Here is a 17,905-nt window from a genome sequence, read left to right as displayed (position 1 = left end):
ATTTTATTGTTCCTTTCGATAAAAAAATGTTTCCTCTGTTTTTAACCCATACTGCTGAGGGTTAAAAATTTGCTCAGTACTTCCGACAAATAAAATTCCGCCTGGCCTTAATGCTTTGCTAAATTTCGTATAAATTTCATGTTTAGCTTCTTCGGTGAAATAGATTAAAACATTCCTGCAAACGATTAAATCAAAGTTGTTCTCATAATCATCAGATAATAGATTATGTTTTTTAAATCGAATGTACTGTTTCACTTTATCGTTAACACGATATCCTGCTCCATCTTTAATAAACGATTCCTTTAGATCCTTTTCTTCTACTTCTTTTAGTGAACGATCTAAATAAAATCCTGCAATTGCCCGATTTAATATTCCTTCATCTAGGTCAGTTGCTAAAATATCATGTGGGATCGTTTTAAAATCTCTTTTTAACATAATCGAAAGGGAATAAGGTTCTTCACCTGTTGAACAAGCAGCACTCCATATTTTTATTTTTTTACGTCCGTCAATTAATTTGGGAAAGATCTTCGTTTGGAGTACATCCCATCGGCTTCGGTTTCGGAAAAATTCAGATACATTAATTGTCATCCGATCTAAAAATTCACCAAATAATTCAGCATCTTTATTTATCGCCTGAAAGTAATCAAGAAATGTTTGAAAGCCTCGCTTATTTTTTAATGAATTTAGCCTTCTTTTCATTTGTGCTTCTTTATAAAGTGATAAATCAATTCCAGTTTTTTTATTAATTTGTTTAATGAATTGTATGTAGTCTTCCATCTGAACAGTTTCTCCCCGATCTTTTGCAGTGATGTAATTTTATATTTGTAAACTAGTATATATTTTTCATCCTGAATATAAAAGAGATAGTTGATATCTTCACATATAAATCTTTAAAGGTAGGAAAAATACCTTGAAATGTCTGGGATGCTTCCAAAAAAAAGTTAGAAGCTAGCAAAAAGAAAAACTGCCGCTATTGTAACGACAGTTTTTCTCACTTTTTATATCCAGCTTTTTAACGTTTTCTCATAAGATAGTACATCTTCTTCGTTAAAGAATAGTTCAATTTCTCTTTTTGCACTTTCTGGAGAATCTGATCCATGAATAATATTCATGGAAACTTGCATTCCGAAATCGCCGCGTATTGTTCCCGGTAATGCTTCTTGAGGGTTTGTCGTCCCCATCATCTTACGGGCTTCACTAATGACATTTTCACCTTCCCAAACCATAGCAAAGACTGGTGCAGAAGTGATAAAGTCTACTAGTTCACCAAAGAATGGACGCTCTTTATGTTCACCGTAATGTGTTTCAGCAAGTTCTTTTGAAACCGCTATCAATTTTGCTCCTACTAAAGTAAATCCTTTCTTTTCAAATCGAGAAACGATTTCACCGATTAAATTACGTTGTACTCCATCAGGTTTTACCATTAAAAATGTACGTTCCATTTGATGTACCCCCTAAATTATGTATGATATTTTGTGCGAACCTTTTTGATTATAGCAAATTTTCACAAGAATCACAAACGCGAATTTGTTTGCGTCAACTATTAGTGGGCAACTTTTTTAAAAGGTTAGCATGCCTTGTTTTGTTGGATAAATTTCGTAAATTGGTATCTCATACAGCTCCGTTGGAATGCATCTGCTCGCTTTCACATCTAGGTACAAGTGCGACATCTGTTCATGCATCACTCTGTTGTATTCACAGTGTCTTCTTTGCCGCGGACGAACCGCCGAGACTCATACAGTGAATTTTAACAAATCCCGTAAAAAAATAAGGACTGCCCCAAAAGCTTAAATTTTTGGGCAGCCACTTTTAAAATTTTCTTGAACCGATATAATCTGCAATTCGAATAAGTGCTTTTTTAGCTTGTATATCTGGTAAATGCTCTAATGATTTTTTTGACTTTGCTAAATATTTATCAGCTATATTTTTGGAATATTCAACAGCTCCTGACTGCTTTATACCTTGAATAATTTCTTCCATTTCTTCTCTTTCAACCCTGTCTCCTCTTAATAGAGTGATGATTTTCTTCTTTAGGACTATATCGTGACTCATAGCATATAGGGCTGGGAGAGTAACATTACCTTGTGTTAAATCACTTCCTGCCGGTTTTCCTAATTCTTTTTCTGTCCCAACAAAATCTAAAATATCATCAGTTATTTGAAAAGCCATTCCTACATAATAACCGTACTTTCCTAATTGATCTTCTATATGTTTTGGTACGTCCGATGCTATTGCACCTAATTGACAACTCACAGCAATAAGTAAAGCCGTTTTTCTTTTTATTCTTCGAAAATACATGCGCAAATTTTGATTAAAATCGTACTGGTCGCGAATTTGTTCAACCTCACCTAGGCACATTTCAACCATTGCATCTGATAATACTGTATGAATCTCCGGGCTTTTTGAATACGTAGCCATTTCAATTGCCTTTGCAAAAATATAGTCACCAGTATACATTGCGACTCGATTATCCCACTTAGACTTAATCGTTTTTTTTCCCCGGCGAAGCTCTGCATCATCAATAACATCATCATGAACAAGTGATGCCATATGAATCATTTCAAGTGGAACAGCGACTTTTTTGACTTCCTCTAAATTATAATTCCCGAATTGGGCAGACAGTAAGACAAATACTGGCCTAATTCGTTTTCCCCCTGCTTTTAAGAGATGAGATGATGCTTCTTGTAACACAGGGTGATCTGCATTAATGTTTTTTTCGAGTTCTTTCTCTAAGCTGGCAATATCATTTCTTAAATGCCAATAAATATCTTTCAACTTCATACACGTCCACCTTACTATACTGATTGACAGAATTCACTAGGGTTCCATAACTTAATCTCTTCAACCTTTTCATTAAGAAGCCCGAGTTCATTTGCAATGTCAAAATATAATCGTAAACTTTCGATATGTTTGTTCGTCAAATCATAATTCAATCCTTGGAAGTACTCTTTCCAAAATTGTGTTGTTCCTCCCATATTTTTTTGAATTGAATGTATGACATCTTTAAATTCATTTTTTATAGATGCCTGCTTACTTACCTGAAACTGCCTGTAAAGTTCTTCAATCACTTGGCTATTGTTTTTCAAAGCTTCTTTTCTCACTGCAAAAACGGCATATGTCATTGGCAAATGAGTAAATTGAGCCCATAATGATCCTAAGTCATAACAATGTATGTCCGACGAAGCATGCTTCTTTGTTCTAATTGCATCATCCCCAATTAGTAGACATGCATCGTGTGACTTCATCATTTGATCATAATTAGGAGACAGTGTTTCATATGTATTATTTAATGAATAAAACTTTTTTAATAATATTTTTAATAAATTAACCGACGTTGCGGAGCTAGATGTTAGCGCAATACTTTTATTGTCTAACTGCGTAATAGGTACCTTTGAGAATAAAAATATTGAACGAACATTTTTCGGTGATGAAATGGATAAGTTTGGCAACAATTCATAATCCTTCCAATTCTCACCGAAGGAGAATGAAGAAATCCCTCCGACATCTACTTCACCTTTTTCCATCCCATCATTAAGTTCAGCTGGAACTTTCGGTACGAAAGAACATCCCAAATCATTTAATCGTTCCCGATTTAAGTAATAGAAGATAGGCAATATATTTGTATATGAAATTTCACCAATGACTAAACTCATGTTGTTTCACCCCAACGATCGAATAAAGAATGGTCTACATCTAGTTGATCTAAAACTTTACCAACGACAAAGTTTATTAAATCATCCATGGTTTTTGGCTGATGATAAAAGCCTGGCATAGCTGGTACAATTATGCCACCTTGATCACTTATTTTTTTCATATTTTCCAAATGCGTTGAATGTAGAGGTGTTTCACGCGGGACAACGATTATTTTTCTTCGTTCTTTAAACATAACGTCAGCTGTTCTCTCGAGTAAGTTACTAGAGATCCCATTTGCAATTTTGGCAAGGGTTCCCATTGAGCAAGGGATAATGATCATCCCTTCATTTTTTGATGAACCGCTAGCTATTGGTGCGCTAAAGTCCTGCTGTGTATGGTAAATCAAGTTTTTATGTTCACCAAATACTTCATGGATACACTTCTCTTCATTACTCGTATCTGCATCCAACTCAAAATGTAAAACTTGCCATGCTGAGCCGGTTAACAACAGGTGAACTTGATGTCCTTCATTAAGAAGTTCATTCACTAAGCGGACGCCATAAATTGCCCCGCTAGCACCTGTAATTCCAACTGTGAAAATCTTTTTAGTTAAAGCCATAATAATAAGTCTCCAATCGTAAATGCAAGCATGACCATACTAATCACACCGTTCATTGTGAAAAATGCAACATTAACTTTTGAAAGATCCTTAGGTGATACGAGTGAATGTTCATAAACCATAATTGTCCCTACTATGAAAACACCGATTAAATAGACCCAACTTAAAGGTGCAATAAAAAAGAGTGAAACCATGGCTAGAAAGCTTGTTATATGAAACCCTCTAGCAAAAATTAGTGCTTTTCTTACCCCGAACTTACTCGGTATCGAATATAAATTTACATCCTTGTCGTACTCTGTATCTTGCGTTGCATAGATCACATCAAACCCAGCTGTCCATAAGGCAACACCGATAAATAGTGCAACAGCTTCCCAAGTTAACGTACCTGTTGCTCCTACCCAGCCTCCAAGTGGCGCAATACCGATTGTAATTCCTAAAAACACATGACAGAACCAAGTAAATCGTTTTGTATACGAATAAAAAACTAAAAAGAAAACAGCTACCGGCAACAAATAGACAGCCAGCATATTTAACTGGTATGCGGAGAAAAACAATAAACCAAATGAACAAATGATAAATACAGTAGACTCAAAAATGGATATTTTACCAGCTGGAATCGCACGATCTTTCGTCCGTGGATTTGCTTTATCTATTTTAGCATCGATTAGTCTGTTCAAAGTCATTGCTGCACTTCTTGCGCCGACCATTGCTAAAGTAATCCATATCCATTCACTCATTGTCGGCCAATTTCCTTCAATTAATAAACTACCCAAAACTGCACCTAAAAAGGCAAATGGAAGGGCAAAAATCGTATGTTCAAATTTTATCATTTCTAAGATAATTCGAATCTTTTTCATCATTCATTCCTCACTTAACTTAACAATTACGAATATATATTACTAAGAATACTCATTTTTTCTAGCGAAATGTGATGCGGCAACTCCGCCAGAATATGATTTATATGTAACATCATCAAAACCTGCTTCTAAGAACATTTCTTTTAAATCTTTTTTTCCAGGGAAAGATTTTGACGATTCTTGTAACCAAGAATATTCATCATAGCTTTTAGCAAAGATCTTACCGAATAGCGGCATTATGTATTTAAAATAAAGCCAATATATTTGCTTGAATCCAATCGTAGTCGGTTGTGAAGTTTCTAAACAAACAACTAGTCCACCTGGTTTGACAACTCGTTTCATTTCTAAAAGAGCCTTCCGATAATCCGGGACATTCCTTAACCCAAATCCGATCGTTACATAATCGAATGTATGATCTTCAAATGGCAGTTCCATTGCATTTCCATGGACTAACTTAACGTGTGTCATCTTTCTTTCTTCAAGTTTTTTCTTGCCGACTGATAACATGTTTTTACTAAAATCGAGTCCGACAACGTGCCCATCTTTTCCAATTTTATCTGCTAACGCCATCGTCCAGTCAGCTGTACCACAGCAAACATCTAATGCTGCCGTCCCTTCACGAACATTCATCCGTTTCATTGTATCTTTACGCCATGCAATATGACGTTGAAAACTAATAATAGAGTTCATCTTATCGTAATTCCCATATATTGTTTCAAATACTTGATGTACACGTTCTTCTTTTGATTGTGTCATATTACCCTTCCTCTACTACCGAATGTTCATATAAGCCATTTTCTACTAATAATTCATGAACCCTTGAACGGAAAAAGTTTCCGAGCTTCTTCCAATTTTTTGTATACTCTAGTAACTTATCTTTTGACAATTCAATCTGACGATCAAATTGATGAATGATCTGAATATCATCCGGTATAACGTCCTCACTAACTTCTTTTAACATCACTTCAACTGCAAACCCTTTCACTCCGGTGTTTAGCAATTGCTGACGTTCCTTAATTAATCGTTTAAGGAAGAAGAAATGTGTGACTGCCATGTGCCAATCAGGTAATTGAAGCATATTAGCTATATTTTGCAGAAGAGAGGAATCAATTTTATGCAAATCTTGCAGACAAGCTTTTACATAACCATCGTTATTTTTATAAATATTCATCTTGGATTCGTTCACTTCCTGAATTGACTTTGCAAGAACTCTTATTAATGAGACATCATTCACTTTTGCAAGTAATAAGTAATACAAACTGCTGTAATAATCGCCAGCTAAAACTGTCAATTCTCGCTCTTTTTGCAATGTATTGTTCACAATATGTTTTACACTAATTTGATCATGTGTGTCTAATGCAGCTTGTACGAGTGCTGTTGTTATAATGCACTTCTCTATGTAAATATCGTCAAAATCTTTTTCTTTTAACATTTCGTATAACAAAAATGCTTGATCTTCGTCAACGGCAGGTTTACCGATAAACTTCTCAAGAAATGGATGTTCTACACAAGTATGAAAATTCTCTATGATCTGGTTAAGTTCCTCACCGTTGTTCATAAATGATGTCATCCGATAGTCCCCCAGCACTTTAATTCTACTATCTTTATCATAATTATATCTATTTTGTGCGTATCAATAGTATACCACAATTAAAACGCCCGCATAAGAAGCGGTTAACAAGTAATCGAAAAGAAATGATTAGATCTATAAAATTTATTTGTTAGTTTATAAGTTTTCATAAAAATTGCAGGTCAATAATGATCTCTTAAACTCTCCTGATCGTATCATATCGTTAGAAATGATAAAGGTGTAAATATTCTCCTGTAATAACGAATCAATAAAAAAAGAAAGCAGGAGGTTCCCGCTTTTATTGATCGCTCTCGATATTTCCGTGTGCTGTTTGTATTGTAGCCTTACCTCGAACTTTAATGGCAGATGTATGCTCTGTGAATTGAGCAATCATTACTTCATTGCGATCTAATTTTTCTGAGTGATGGAAACGAGTATCTGTTCCTCTCGTTAGTCCAATCACATTTACACCATCTTCTTTTGCCTTTATAACGATATAATCATTTGCTTGAGACATGTGTGGCACCTCCTCTTTTTATTACAGGCTAAAGGATCGTTAAACTTATTGTTTATCGGATTATCCTTTAATTAGTGATAACACTTCTGCTCTCGCAGCATCGTTAGTTTCAAATGCTCCACGGACCGCAGAGGTTACCGTTTTCGCCCCTGGCTTTTTTACACCGCGCATTGTCATACACATATGCTCGGCTTCCACAACTACAATTACACCTAAAGGTTCTAACGTTTCTACAATTGAATCAGCAATTGTAGAAGTAATTCGTTCTTGTAACTGAGGTCTTCTCGCTACAGCTTCAACCGCTCGTGCAAGTTTACTTAACCCTGTTACTTTCCCTCCCCTTGGTATGTAGCCAATATGCGCCTGTCCATAGAAAGGAACAAGGTGATGTTCACACATTGAAAAAAATGGTATATCTTTTACTAATACTAGTTCTTCATGATCTTCACCGAACACGGTTGCAAAATGTTGTTTCGGATCTTGATTTAGTCCTTGAAACACTTCTTCATACATACGTGCAACACGTTTTGGTGTATCAAGTAATCCTTCACGACTTGGGTCTTCTCCAATAGCTTCTAAAATCATTGTAACAGCTTGTTGTATCTTTTCATGATCGACATTACTCATTGTTGTTTCCTCCATTCATTGCTTCAACCTAACTCCAGTTCGTAAAAATTCTAGCACACAGAGATTGTGAAAACAAGATTGATGCATATAGAAAGGAACATCCGAATATATTCTTTCCATAACTAATTAAGTTATATCTCAAAAAAAAGAACCACTAGACAGTGGTTCTTTTTATAGCCCTATATGTATGTTACTTAACAGCATCTTTAAGGGCTTTACCAGGTTTGAAAGCTGGTACATTGCTAGCAGGGATTTCGATTTCCTCTCCTGTTTGTGGGTTACGACCTTTACGGGCAGCACGCTCACGAACTTCAAAGTTACCGAATCCAATCAATTGTACTTTTTCTTGTTTTTGTAGAGAACCAGTGATGACGTCAAAGACTGCATCAACAGCACTAGTTGCATCTTTCTTAGAAAGATCTGTTTTCTCTGCAACTGCATTGATAAGTTCTGTCTTATTCATACCATTCACCTCCTCCCATATTATCAATTACGTTATTCCTTTTCTTTCACAAAAGTCAACGTTTTATACTTGTTTTCCTATAATTAATAGGATAACAACGCTTATGTTAAACGATAAATGCTAATAATTCAACAATTTTTGCGTAATTCTATGCATTTTTATCACTTTTTTCCCCTTTTCCCCAAAATAGCCACTAGTTTTTTCCATAATATTCCATATAATAGGCAGGATTATTAAATCAACAACCACTTCAACTAACTCACAAAATAAAAAAATAAGGGTGTCTTCGAAACGTTTGTTTCGTGACACCCTGGTCATTATAATATGATGGCGATTAATCCGCCTGATCCTTCATTAATAATTCTTTCCAACGTTTCTTTAAGCTTATAGCGAGCATTCTCCGGCATCAAGGAAAGTTTAGCAGATATTCCTTCCCTAACGATTGAGTTTAGCGATCTACCAAAAATATCTGAGTTCCAAATGGACAGAGGGTTTTCTTCAAAGTCTTGCATTAAATACCTTACAAGTTCTTCACTCTGTTTTTCGGTTCCGATGATTGGTGCAAACTCTGATTCTACATCCACTTTAATCATATGAATAGATGGAGCTACCGCTTTTAAACGGACACCAAATCTTGAACCCTGCCTAATAATTTCTGGTTCATCCAAACTCATATCCTCAATAGATGGTGCTGCAATACCATATCCCGTTTGCTTAACCATCCTTAGAGCATCTGATACCTGATCAAATTCTGCTTTAGCATGGGCAAAATCTTGCATTAATTCTAACAGGTGGTCTTTGCCCCTTATTTCTACACCTACAACTTCTTTTAAAATTTGATCATATAGATCATCCGGAGCATATAAATCAATTTCTGCTACACCTTGACCCATTTCAATTCCAGCTAATTGAGCTCTTTCAATAAATTCATAGTCATAAAATTGTCCAACTACACGGTCTACATCTCGTAGACGCTTAATATCTTTGACTGTTTCCCTAACAGATCCTTCATAATTTTCTCTTAACCAGTGGTCTTCTTTTAACACCATTACCCAGCTTGGTAAATTCACATTCACTTCATGAACAGGGAATTCAAATAGTACTTCTCTCATCACACTGTTTATATCTTGGTCAGTCATCCCTTCAATATTCATAGCAAGTACCGGTACATCATGCTCTTCTTGGAGCTCTTGTCGTAATTGTTCGGTATGAGGATGTTGCGGGTGAACACTGTTCACTAAAACGATGAACGGTTTTCCAACCTCTTTTAACTCTTCAATAACTCTTTGCTCAGACTCAATATAATCTTCTCTTTCAATTTCACCGATTGAACCATCCGTTGTAACAACTACCCCTAAAGTTGAATGTTCTTGTATTACTTTACGTGTCCCTATTTCAGCAGCTTCATGGAACGGGATAGGATCCTCATACCAAGGGGTGTGGATCATACGAGGTCCATTTTCATCTTCATATCCCTTTGCTCCTGGAACTGCATATCCAACACAATCAACTACTCTAACATTTACATCGAGTCCTTCATCTACATGAATAGATACTGCTTGATTCGGTACGAATTTAGGTTCTGTTGTCATAATTTGTTTCCCAGCTGCGCTTTGAGGCAACTCATCTTGAGCTCTCATTCTGTCTGAATCATTATCAATGTTTGGGATGACTGCAAGCTCCATAAACTTTTTAATGAAGGTTGATTTTCCTGTTCGAACTGAACCTACCACCCCTAGATAAATATCACCACCAGTGCGTTCGGCGATATCTTTAAAAATATCAACTTTTTCCACAAGATCCCCTCCCGATCATAGTCAAAATATCAAATAGTTACTTTTTTTCCATTACGATTGAAAGACAGTATATACTTATGATGTTGTCCATCAAATATGACAAGTGTTCGTGATTGAATTTGTGTTTAGTAAAAAAAAATATTTATCCATAAAAAAACAGCCTCCCTTTCTCTTGTATGTATATTGAGAAGGAAAGCTATTTAGAACAATTGATATTAACAGAGTTCTATCTTTATTCATTCTTTTTCTAGAAAAATAATTTCTTCATCTTCTATCGTTTGCGGAATTGAATAAGCAGGCACAAATGGAGAATGATCAACTAACAGCCACCTAATATCGTCTCCAGGCTCATACTCTCCCATACCATGCTCGTCTATATAGTGTTGAATATCTATACTATAATCTACTACAATATCTCCATTCGGCTTCATAAGCAATGGTAATCGGTGATCAGGATGAAACGGGCTTTCAATACTTGGTTCCTCATCATAATTTAATAACTCATAATCTAACTTTAATAATTCATTACCAACTACTTCTTGAACTGGTGCATAATCATGCTGTCTACGGTATTGCATAATACGTCTTTGTAAATCTTGGATTTCCCTAGTTGTCGTTAAATCAATCAATTTTACTTCCGGCACTTCTTCTGGATTGACGAGAACATATTGAAAAACCCCGCCATTCTCAAACGAATTCCCTGGTGGATTTTGCAAGTAACTCGGGATTAACGGTCCAAAATTAACAGGATATTTCATAAATATCGGTGTTTCTGCATCACGAGTTTTAATTGGTAAAACACCATGGTCTTGTCGATATTGCAAGACTGCTGATTGGACAGAGGCAAGTTGATCATCATATGGCACACGATTTTCCCCTCTATTTTCCTCTGGGTATAAACATCCTGTTAGAAACATAGCCACGATAAATACTATTAAGCTTGTTTGAAAAAAACGCAACATAATCCCTTCCTTTATAATGTCAATATCTTTTCCTATTCAGGTACTGGACCGCTAAATACAACAAGGAAAATAATGATTCCAGCTACGATCATACATATAAAGCTAAACGTTAGAAACGTATACCGAAAAAAGCCTGTCAACTTTTCTTTCGAAAAAATAGTCAAAACTACTGAAACAAACATTAATCCCATAGATATAAAAGAAATCCACATTTTTAACATAGGATCTTCAAACATAACAATCACCTCGTATGTATTCAGTTGAGATTCACCGAACTATTATAGCATAGCAATCGTATTTATGCATTGATTCATATTGAAAAGAGTTTTATGGCATAGTTTATATTTTTATAATGAATGTCTAAAGAATTTTTCTTTCGAGATATAATATCATTTAGAAAAGAACGATTATTGACTGAAACGAAACCTCAATTTAAAAAAAGTTGAAGGAAAGGGGCACCTTCCTTCAACTTTTTGACTAAATACAACTAACATGGACGTGAGCCCTGGATTTAGCATTGGTTCTGTTTTAGTATATGCTGTAGTAAAAGGGTTCGATGTATACAGCGGCCTAAAATTATTTGTTTTTCTGAAACATTTTTGCCAAGCTTGAAAAATCGAGTGGGACGTTGTTAGAGGTAATTGCTTTTACGAGTTCATCCTCTTTCTGCTTAGAAACAGGAGTATTGGCTAATTGAGCAACTTGATGAATTAATTTACGGACGTTTGCTTCATCTTTTAAGTCCGAAGTATTAATGGTACTTGCTAGCTTGAATAAATCTTTCTGATTGACTTTCGTCTTTTTTTCCACTTGATCAAACAATGAATTGTTTTTCTCGTCCAAAATAATGCCCTCCTCTTGCAAGATGTCATGATATCATATGCAAAGAAAGGCATCATGTGAAAGTTATGGCTCTAAATGGTTTAAAGGATCAGAATCGCCTAGCTTTAAGTCCTCAACCTCGTGCTTTTTTACTCTTCCCATCAGTTCAGTTACAGCCTCTTGAGGAGCTTTTCCATGAAACAACACATTATAAAGGCCGTTCGTTATCGGCATTTCTACTTCTAATTTTTTTGCTAATTCATGTGCAGCCTTAGTAGTACGAATACCTTCGACGACCATTCCCATTTCATCTAGCATGTTATCGACCGTCATACCTTGTCCGATCATATTCCCTGCCCGCCAATTTCTACTATGTACACTTGTGCAGGTGACGATTAGATCTCCTAAACCTGACAAACCAGCAAATGTTATCGGGTTTGCTCCTAATTTCATCCCTAAACGGCCGATTTCAGCTAATCCTCTAGTCATTAAAGCTGCTTTTGCATTATCACCATAACCAAGGCCATTCGTTAACCCTGAACATATCGCAATAATATTTTTCAACGCCCCGCCAATTTCAACACCAATCAAGTCAGGATTTGTATATACCCGAAAGTGCTGCGTCATAAATAAATCTTGGACATATTTTGCCTTATCGATATTAACTGAGGATGCTGTGACTGTAGTTGGTTGACGTAAACTAACTTCCTCTGCATGACTAGGTCCAGATAATACAACTACCCCTGACCTTAATTGTGATGGTATTTCTTCTTCAATAATTTCTGAAATTCTTAAATGAGTTCCTGGTTCAATTCCTTTACTCGCATGGACGAATAACTTTTCTTCAGTCATATGGTTTTTAATTTGCGGAAGAACTTCTCTCATTGCTTTTGTAGGGATAACTAAAACAATTGTATCGGCATCTTCCAATACATAATTAATACTCGTACTTGCTTTAATTGTTTCCGGTAGTTTCGCATCTGGTAAATAACGCTGATTTTGGTGAAGGTCATTTATTTCATTTATTTGTTCTTCTGATCTTCCCCATATCCTTACTTGATGATCATTATCTGCTAAGACGATCGCTAATGCAGTCCCCCAGCTGCCTGAACCAATTACTGCGATTTTTGACATTCAAATGCCTCCTTTTATTTGACAGGCGTTTTCTCCCCGATTTTACTTTCAGTCCTTGCAATTAATCGTTGAATATTAGACCGATGTCGCCAAAAAGAAAGTACTGAAATAGCGATTAGAAAATAAAAATAAACAATTGGATAATCTAAATAATGACTAAAAACTCCAGTTAAAATGGTTGTACCACTAATAAATATTAGAGACCCAAGTGAAACAAATCGAGTAATGATAATACTAATGATAGCGATAAGACCGGCAATAAGAGCAGCAGATAACACAAGTGTTGCTAAAACACCGATTGTGGTCGCTACACCTTTACCGCCTCTAAACCCATAGTAAACTGGCCAGTTATGCCCAAGAATAGATGCAAGACCACTTGCTGCAGCGATAGCAGGGTCACCATTCGTTAAGAATAACCCTAATAAAACAGCAACAACTCCTTTGGCACAATCAAGTAATAAGACTGTAATTGCAGGACCCACCCCTAGGACACGAAGAGTATTCGTAGCACCTGCATTCCCGCTACCGTGCTTCCTAATATCCACTTTTTTTAATTTCATGCCAATTAAGTAACTAAAACTGATAGAACCGATTAAGTATGAAATTATGATGACAAATATCGATATCATATCTACCCTCCATTATATATTTTTTATTATTTAACAAGAGAAAAAGTTAAATATCCCATTAGCTAGTCATCATAATGCTTTCTTAATGAAACGTCTGACTTTTCTCCTGGTATTATTTTCATACTATCTTTAGTAAAAATGTTAAACTTTTAAATAACCTATTCGCATCTACAGTAGTAAGATATCAAATAGGTAAACTTAGTTTATCGCAAAACTTTCATCTTCATAGCAGGATGCGAAATCTATGGAAAACCGACCCTGTGTGGCAATACTCGTTTAAACGGGAAATTTAAGGATATGGACGAACTCATTTTCCTAATAACCTTTTAATAACAAAAGTAAATAACAATAAATTTACACTTAGTCAATTTTTATTAAATTGTTCTTTTAATCGTTCTTTTTTCTAGCAAGAATTCGAATAGGTGTTCCAATAAAATTAAACGTATTGCGTATTTTATTTTCAAGGTATCTGCGATAAGAAAAATGCAGAAGTTCTGGATCATTTACAAATAACACAAACGTTGGTGGGGCAACAGCTACTTGTGTTGTATATTTTATTCTTAACCTTCTGCCGCCATGATCAGTTGGTGTAGGGTTCATTGTTACCGCATCAACAATGACGTCATTTAATATATGGGTTTGAACTCTCAAATTATGGAATTCACTTACTTCCTGAACAAGAGGCAATAAATGCTGCATTCTCCTTTTCGTTTTTGCAGAAAGAAATACGATTGGTGCGTAATCTAAAAAGAGAAATTCATCTCGTATTTTCTGTTCAAATTCTCGCATCGTTTTATCATCTTTTTCAACGGCATCCCATTTATTCACGACGATGACGACAGCTCGTCCTTCTTCATGAGCATAACCGGCAATCTTTTTATCCTGTTCTATAATCCCTTCTTCAGCATTTAAAACTACTAGAACGACATCAGACCGTTCAATTGCCTTTAACGATCGAAGGACGCTATACTTCTCCGTACTTTCATATACTTTTCCACGTTTTCTCATTCCAGCGGTATCGATTATGACATAATCTTGATTATCTTTCGTAAAAGGGGTGTCAATTGCATCTCGTGTTGTTCCCGGAATATCACTGACAATGACTCTCTCTTCTCCTAAGATTGCATTGACTAAAGACGATTTCCCAACATTCGGCCGACCAATTAAACTCATACGAATTGTGTCTTCGTCATAAGGGTCTTCTTTTATATCTGAGAAATGTTTTACCACTTCATCTAAAAGATCTCCTAAACCTAAACCATGAGTTCCAGAAATCGGGTATGGATCACCAATTCCTAAACTGTAAAATTCGTATAGACGATCATGCATCCCCGGATCGTCCATTTTATTGACTCCAAGTACAACGGGTTTTTTAGATCGAAATAAAATTTGTGCTACTTCTTCATCAGCTGCAGTTATACCTTCTTTTCCGTTTACAATAAAGCAAATAACATCCGCCTCTTCAATGGCTAATTCTGCTTGATACCTCATTTGATGGATTAAAGGTTCATCACTGATTTCAATACCACCAGTATCGATAATATGAAAATCATAGTTCAGCCAATCTCCTTGACTGTAAATACGGTCACGAGTTACCCCAGGCTTATCTTCAACAATAGCTACTCGTTCCCCTACTATCCGATTGAATATTGTAGACTTCCCTACATTCGGGCGCCCTACAATGGCTAACACAGGTTTAGACATTGCTCATTCCTCACTTTCATTTAACACATCGTTCTTTTATTATAAAGTTTTTGTTAGCAAATAGAAAACCCTTCCCTGACCGAGAAGGGTACGACATATCAGCTTGATTATTATACCATTACGTTGCTAGCATATCCAAATAAATTTTTATTGCAAGCTCCTAAGACCAGATATTTATGCGTTGACCTTCCGCTGACTTAACGTAGTTTTTCTAGATATTGAATTTGTTATTCGTATTTTTAATTGCAAGGCAAGTTGTTCTAGCAGTTTCCAAATTGAAACCGTTAAAATTGACATAAATATGATTGCCAAAGAAGTAACGTGCCCGACTACGTAGTCATACGTATACGTGTGCGAATAATAATAGAGCATAGCAACGGTTAAACATTCGCCTACTATAACTGATATTGAAATAACGCACCACCTGTATTCAGGCTTTTTTAATAAAACGATTGTAAATAAAGAATAAACACTAGTAATAACCCAATTTGGTGAAACAAACATCCAGACTGGTTCAATATATAGAAAATATTGCACCCAAACATACACTCCTGTTAATAAAAAGCTTAAAAACAACAAATACATTTGTCGATATTTACTTAATGATCTTATAAATGAGAATACGATTACAATTATTAAAAGAAGTGCAACATTTACATATACTCCGAAAATAGGAAAAGTATACAAAGAAGTAATGACAATCAATAAACCAATCGTTGTATAAAGCTCTCTTCGCATTTTATTTTCATCAAAGAAAAAATAACTGATGATCATTAACCATATACTCCAATAAAATAGTGCATCTATCATTTGTTTATCCTTTCTTACATTTTATATGTTCATTTGCATATTAATATCAGAACATTCTTTAAATGTACTTTTTAACATAATGACCGTTTTTGTGGGTAAATTATACATAATGAGATGTGAAAGGAGTATATTATATGGGAAAAGATAGACAAGAAACGAAATTGAGGAAAGAACGGAAAGTAGAATCTGATCGTGATCAAAGCTTACACTTCCAAGGTAGCACAAAGCTGGAATCTTCAAAAAACGCTCGCAAACGCCAACGACCATAAAAAATAAAATTTTAAAATAGATTCGTTGAAAGAAAAAGAGGCAGGCCCTCAGTGTACTGTCCTCCCTCAAAAACGGAAATTCTCCTATAGAATTTCCGTTTTTGATTAATCAATAGAAGTTCAAAATACTCATGAGATTCCTCCACTCCGCCTACGTGTCCACTCTTTGCCCGTTTTTCCATAGGAAAGAGCATTGCTCCTTCGAAACATCGATTTGTCTCGACGGATAAAATAATATCGTTTCGCCGTGTCGGTGAGAGGCAAAAAGAAAGGTGAATAAAAAAGAATCCGGTTATCAAATTACGATAATCGAATTCTTTTTTTGCTTTAATGAGACTGTTTTGTCCCAACCTCACTTCTTTGTCCATGTTTTATTTTATATTATGATGTGAATGCTGGAATAAATGTTATAGAGTCGTTTCACATGCTCGTTCTATTATCGATTAGCAAATGACTTTATATTTATTTCTCGTTGGCAAAGCCATTCTTTCGTTTCATTACTAATAATAATAGGACACCTTTGTAATTGGGCAATTTTCTCTGCGCCTAGAGCAGTCATAATGATTCTTAATTCACCTTTAAGGTGGTCAATGGATTCTATAGCACCTTCTACACCACTTTTTTGAAGCCAACTTAATACTTGTCCAGCCATACCTACTCCATCAGCACCTAATGCAATTGCTTTCGCAATATCCATAGCAGACTGTAAACCGCCTGTGGCCACAATAGATAATTGATCGGTTGAATGTTTTACTTCTGCAATTGACACAGATGTAGGAATCCCCCACTCATTGAAAAACGAATGAGGTAGGATTCTTCGTTGATTCTCAATTTTCGAGAAATTTGTACCGCCATATCCCCCGACATCAATCACGTCCACACCAACTTCTTTTAGTTTTTCTGCTGATTCCTTACTCATCCCGAACCCTACTTCTTTTACGATGACTGGGATATCTACTTCAGAAACAATTTCTTCAATGCGCTTTAAAGCTCCTGAAAATTCTCGGTCTCCTTCTGGCATTACGAGTTCTTGAATTACATTCAAATGCACTTGAAGTGCGTCTGCATCCAGCATTTCAATACATCGCTTTGCTTGCTCGACTGTTGCCTCACTACCAACGTTTGCAAAAATAAAACCTTTTTTATGCACTTGTCTTACAATTTGATAAGATGGGACTTCACTTTTATCTTTCAACGCAGACATTTGTGATCCAACAGCAATTGGTAAATCACACGCAACAGCAATTTCTGCTAGCTGCCGGTTAATACCTTCAGTAGATTTACCTCCGCCACCAGTCATTGCATTGATTAAGATCGGCGAACTGATTTCCAGTCCGCCGATCTTTGAATTTAAAGAAATATCCTTTACATTAACATTAGGCAGGCTTTGATGTATAAAGCGAATGTCGTCAAAACCAGATTCTCTAGACTGACCTGTAGACAAAGCATGTTCAATATGATCTAATTTCCGTTTTGCTCGTTTACTCACCTAT

At 35.7% G+C, this 17,905-nt stretch carries 21 protein-coding genes; 1 reads left to right on the top strand and 20 read right to left on the bottom strand.

Annotated features, from left to right (window positions below; genetic code table 11):
• Nucleotides 1–3: 3 nt before the first annotated feature.
• The 19 genes from CD001_RS15875 to CD001_RS15780 all read right to left on the bottom strand — a co-directional run bounded on the left by CD001_RS15875 (nucleotide 4) and on the right by CD001_RS15780 (nucleotide 16,143).
• Nucleotides 4–777, bottom strand: coding sequence for a CheR family methyltransferase (locus CD001_RS15875; protein ID WP_096188629.1), 774 nt, complete (start codon nucleotides 775–777; stop codon nucleotides 4–6).
• Between the two features lie 221 nt (nucleotides 778–998).
• Complete coding sequence (ndk, locus tag CD001_RS15870; protein WP_096188628.1) at nucleotides 999–1,442, bottom strand: nucleoside-diphosphate kinase; 444 nt, start codon at nucleotides 1,440–1,442, stop codon at nucleotides 999–1,001.
• A 367-nt stretch (nucleotides 1,443–1,809) separates the two neighbouring features.
• Nucleotides 1,810–2,781 carry a heptaprenyl diphosphate synthase component II gene (gene hepT / locus CD001_RS15865; RefSeq protein ID WP_096188627.1) on the bottom strand — a complete coding sequence of 324 codons (972 nt, stop codon included), beginning with the start codon at nucleotides 2,779–2,781 and terminating at the stop codon, nucleotides 1,810–1,812.
• 14 nt (nucleotides 2,782–2,795) lie between these two features.
• Nucleotides 2,796–3,653: a menaquinone biosynthesis protein gene (locus CD001_RS15860; protein ID WP_096188626.1), complete on the bottom strand. Its 858-nt coding sequence runs from the start codon at nucleotides 3,651–3,653 to the stop codon at nucleotides 2,796–2,798.
• Nucleotides 3,650–4,252, bottom strand: a complete 603-nt coding sequence (locus CD001_RS15855) for a UbiX family flavin prenyltransferase (RefSeq protein WP_096188625.1) — start codon at nucleotides 4,250–4,252, stop codon at nucleotides 3,650–3,652. Before CD001_RS15855 ends, CD001_RS15860 begins: the two co-directional genes overlap by 4 nt.
• Complete coding sequence (locus CD001_RS15850; RefSeq protein ID WP_179298775.1) at nucleotides 4,243–5,112, bottom strand: UbiA-like polyprenyltransferase; 870 nt, start codon at nucleotides 5,110–5,112, stop codon at nucleotides 4,243–4,245. The genes CD001_RS15855 and CD001_RS15850 overlap by 10 nt, the downstream gene beginning before the upstream one ends.
• 39 nt (nucleotides 5,113–5,151) lie before the next feature.
• Nucleotides 5,152–5,865, bottom strand: a complete 714-nt coding sequence (locus CD001_RS15845) for a demethylmenaquinone methyltransferase (RefSeq protein ID WP_096188624.1) — start codon at nucleotides 5,863–5,865, stop codon at nucleotides 5,152–5,154.
• Between the two features lies 1 nt (nucleotide 5,866).
• Nucleotides 5,867–6,679 carry a heptaprenyl diphosphate synthase component 1 gene (locus CD001_RS15840; protein ID WP_096188623.1) on the bottom strand — a complete coding sequence of 271 codons (813 nt, stop codon included), beginning with the start codon at nucleotides 6,677–6,679 and terminating at the stop codon, nucleotides 5,867–5,869.
• A gap of 298 nt (nucleotides 6,680–6,977) precedes the next feature.
• Nucleotides 6,978–7,196: a trp RNA-binding attenuation protein MtrB gene (mtrB, locus tag CD001_RS15835; protein ID WP_096188622.1), complete on the bottom strand. Its 219-nt coding sequence runs from the start codon at nucleotides 7,194–7,196 to the stop codon at nucleotides 6,978–6,980.
• Between the two features lie 60 nt (nucleotides 7,197–7,256).
• On the bottom strand, nucleotides 7,257–7,823 hold the full coding sequence (gene folE / locus CD001_RS15830; protein WP_096188621.1) for a GTP cyclohydrolase I FolE: 567 nt from the start codon (nucleotides 7,821–7,823) through the stop codon (nucleotides 7,257–7,259).
• 190 nt (nucleotides 7,824–8,013) lie between these two features.
• Nucleotides 8,014–8,286, bottom strand: a complete 273-nt coding sequence (locus CD001_RS15825; protein ID WP_096188620.1) for an HU family DNA-binding protein — start codon at nucleotides 8,284–8,286, stop codon at nucleotides 8,014–8,016.
• 317 nt (nucleotides 8,287–8,603) lie between these two features.
• Complete coding sequence (spoIVA, locus tag CD001_RS15815; RefSeq protein ID WP_096188618.1) at nucleotides 8,604–10,082, bottom strand: stage IV sporulation protein A; 1,479 nt, start codon at nucleotides 10,080–10,082, stop codon at nucleotides 8,604–8,606.
• A 236-nt stretch (nucleotides 10,083–10,318) separates the two neighbouring features.
• Nucleotides 10,319–11,044 carry a hypothetical protein gene (locus CD001_RS15810; protein WP_096188617.1) on the bottom strand — a complete coding sequence of 242 codons (726 nt, stop codon included), beginning with the start codon at nucleotides 11,042–11,044 and terminating at the stop codon, nucleotides 10,319–10,321.
• Between the two features lie 32 nt (nucleotides 11,045–11,076).
• Nucleotides 11,077–11,280 carry a DUF2768 domain-containing protein gene (locus CD001_RS15805; RefSeq protein WP_096188616.1) on the bottom strand — a complete coding sequence of 68 codons (204 nt, stop codon included), beginning with the start codon at nucleotides 11,278–11,280 and terminating at the stop codon, nucleotides 11,077–11,079.
• A gap of 340 nt (nucleotides 11,281–11,620) precedes the next feature.
• Entirely contained in the window at nucleotides 11,621–11,887 is a 267-nt protein-coding gene (locus CD001_RS15800; RefSeq protein WP_096188615.1) for a stage VI sporulation protein F, read from the bottom strand.
• Between the two features lie 63 nt (nucleotides 11,888–11,950).
• Nucleotides 11,951–13,000, bottom strand: coding sequence for an NAD(P)H-dependent glycerol-3-phosphate dehydrogenase (locus tag CD001_RS15795; RefSeq protein WP_096188614.1), 1,050 nt, complete (start codon nucleotides 12,998–13,000; stop codon nucleotides 11,951–11,953).
• Between the two features lie 14 nt (nucleotides 13,001–13,014).
• Nucleotides 13,015–13,629: a glycerol-3-phosphate 1-O-acyltransferase PlsY gene (gene plsY / locus CD001_RS15790; protein ID WP_096188613.1), complete on the bottom strand. Its 615-nt coding sequence runs from the start codon at nucleotides 13,627–13,629 to the stop codon at nucleotides 13,015–13,017.
• A 387-nt stretch (nucleotides 13,630–14,016) separates the two neighbouring features.
• Nucleotides 14,017–15,333, bottom strand: coding sequence for a ribosome biogenesis GTPase Der (der, locus tag CD001_RS15785; RefSeq protein WP_096188612.1), 1,317 nt, complete (start codon nucleotides 15,331–15,333; stop codon nucleotides 14,017–14,019).
• 174 nt (nucleotides 15,334–15,507) lie between these two features.
• A complete protein-coding gene (locus CD001_RS15780) occupies nucleotides 15,508–16,143 on the bottom strand; it encodes a YphA family membrane protein (protein ID WP_455423361.1) in 636 nt (211 codons plus the stop codon).
• A 134-nt stretch (nucleotides 16,144–16,277) separates the two neighbouring features.
• Here CD001_RS15780 and CD001_RS15775 point away from each other — a divergent pair, with 134 nt between their 5' ends.
• On the top strand, nucleotides 16,278–16,412 hold the full coding sequence (locus CD001_RS15775) for a YpzI family protein (protein ID WP_096188610.1): 135 nt from the start codon (nucleotides 16,278–16,280) through the stop codon (nucleotides 16,410–16,412).
• 436 nt (nucleotides 16,413–16,848) lie between these two features.
• Here CD001_RS15775 and fni read toward each other — a convergent pair whose 3' ends face one another.
• Nucleotides 16,849–17,901: a type 2 isopentenyl-diphosphate Delta-isomerase gene (fni, locus tag CD001_RS15765; RefSeq protein ID WP_096188608.1), complete on the bottom strand. Its 1,053-nt coding sequence runs from the start codon at nucleotides 17,899–17,901 to the stop codon at nucleotides 16,849–16,851.
• Nucleotides 17,902–17,905: the final 4 nt, after the last annotated feature.

Origin of the sequence: Evansella halocellulosilytica (assembly GCF_002335745.1) — a bacterium.
Classification (GTDB): Bacteria; Bacillota; Bacilli; order Bacillales; family Salisediminibacteriaceae; genus Bacillus_CA; species Bacillus_CA halocellulosilytica.
Note: the sequence above shows the minus strand (reverse complement) of the source record. Positions and strands in the feature narration are given on the sequence as shown.

Bases quoted from the DNA above. Each gene is read 5' to 3' on its own strand.
- CD001_RS15875 (WP_096188629.1), bottom strand. From the start codon at position 777: ATGGAAGACTACATACAATTCATTAAACAAATTAATAAAAAAACTGGA.
- ndk (WP_096188628.1), bottom strand. From the start codon at position 1,442: ATGGAACGTACATTTTTAATGGTAAAACCTGATGGAGTACAACGTAAT.
- hepT (WP_096188627.1), bottom strand. From the start codon at position 2,781: ATGAAGTTGAAAGATATTTATTGGCATTTAAGAAATGATATTGCCAGC.
- CD001_RS15860 (WP_096188626.1), bottom strand. From the start codon at position 3,653: ATGAGTTTAGTCATTGGTGAAATTTCATATACAAATATATTGCCTATC.
- CD001_RS15855 (WP_096188625.1), bottom strand. From the start codon at position 4,252: ATGGCTTTAACTAAAAAGATTTTCACAGTTGGAATTACAGGTGCTAGC.
- CD001_RS15850 (WP_179298775.1), bottom strand. From the start codon at position 5,112: ATGATGAAAAAGATTCGAATTATCTTAGAAATGATAAAATTTGAACAT.
- CD001_RS15845 (WP_096188624.1), bottom strand. From the start codon at position 5,865: ATGACACAATCAAAAGAAGAACGTGTACATCAAGTATTTGAAACAATA.
- CD001_RS15840 (WP_096188623.1), bottom strand. From the start codon at position 6,679: ATGACATCATTTATGAACAACGGTGAGGAACTTAACCAGATCATAGAG.
- mtrB (WP_096188622.1), bottom strand. From the start codon at position 7,196: ATGTCTCAAGCAAATGATTATATCGTTATAAAGGCAAAAGAAGATGGT.
- folE (WP_096188621.1), bottom strand. From the start codon at position 7,823: ATGAGTAATGTCGATCATGAAAAGATACAACAAGCTGTTACAATGATT.
- CD001_RS15825 (WP_096188620.1), bottom strand. From the start codon at position 8,286: ATGAATAAGACAGAACTTATCAATGCAGTTGCAGAGAAAACAGATCTT.
- CD001_RS15810 (WP_096188617.1), bottom strand. From the start codon at position 11,044: ATGTTGCGTTTTTTTCAAACAAGCTTAATAGTATTTATCGTGGCTATG.
- CD001_RS15805 (WP_096188616.1), bottom strand. From the start codon at position 11,280: ATGTTTGAAGATCCTATGTTAAAAATGTGGATTTCTTTTATATCTATG.
- CD001_RS15795 (WP_096188614.1), bottom strand. From the start codon at position 13,000: ATGTCAAAAATCGCAGTAATTGGTTCAGGCAGCTGGGGGACTGCATTA.
- plsY (WP_096188613.1), bottom strand. From the start codon at position 13,629: ATGATATCGATATTTGTCATCATAATTTCATACTTAATCGGTTCTATC.
- der (WP_096188612.1), bottom strand. From the start codon at position 15,333: ATGTCTAAACCTGTGTTAGCCATTGTAGGGCGCCCGAATGTAGGGAAG.
- CD001_RS15780 (WP_455423361.1), bottom strand. From the start codon at position 16,143: ATGATAGATGCACTATTTTATTGGAGTATATGGTTAATGATCATCAGT.
- CD001_RS15775 (WP_096188610.1), top strand. From the start codon at position 16,278: ATGGGAAAAGATAGACAAGAAACGAAATTGAGGAAAGAACGGAAAGTA.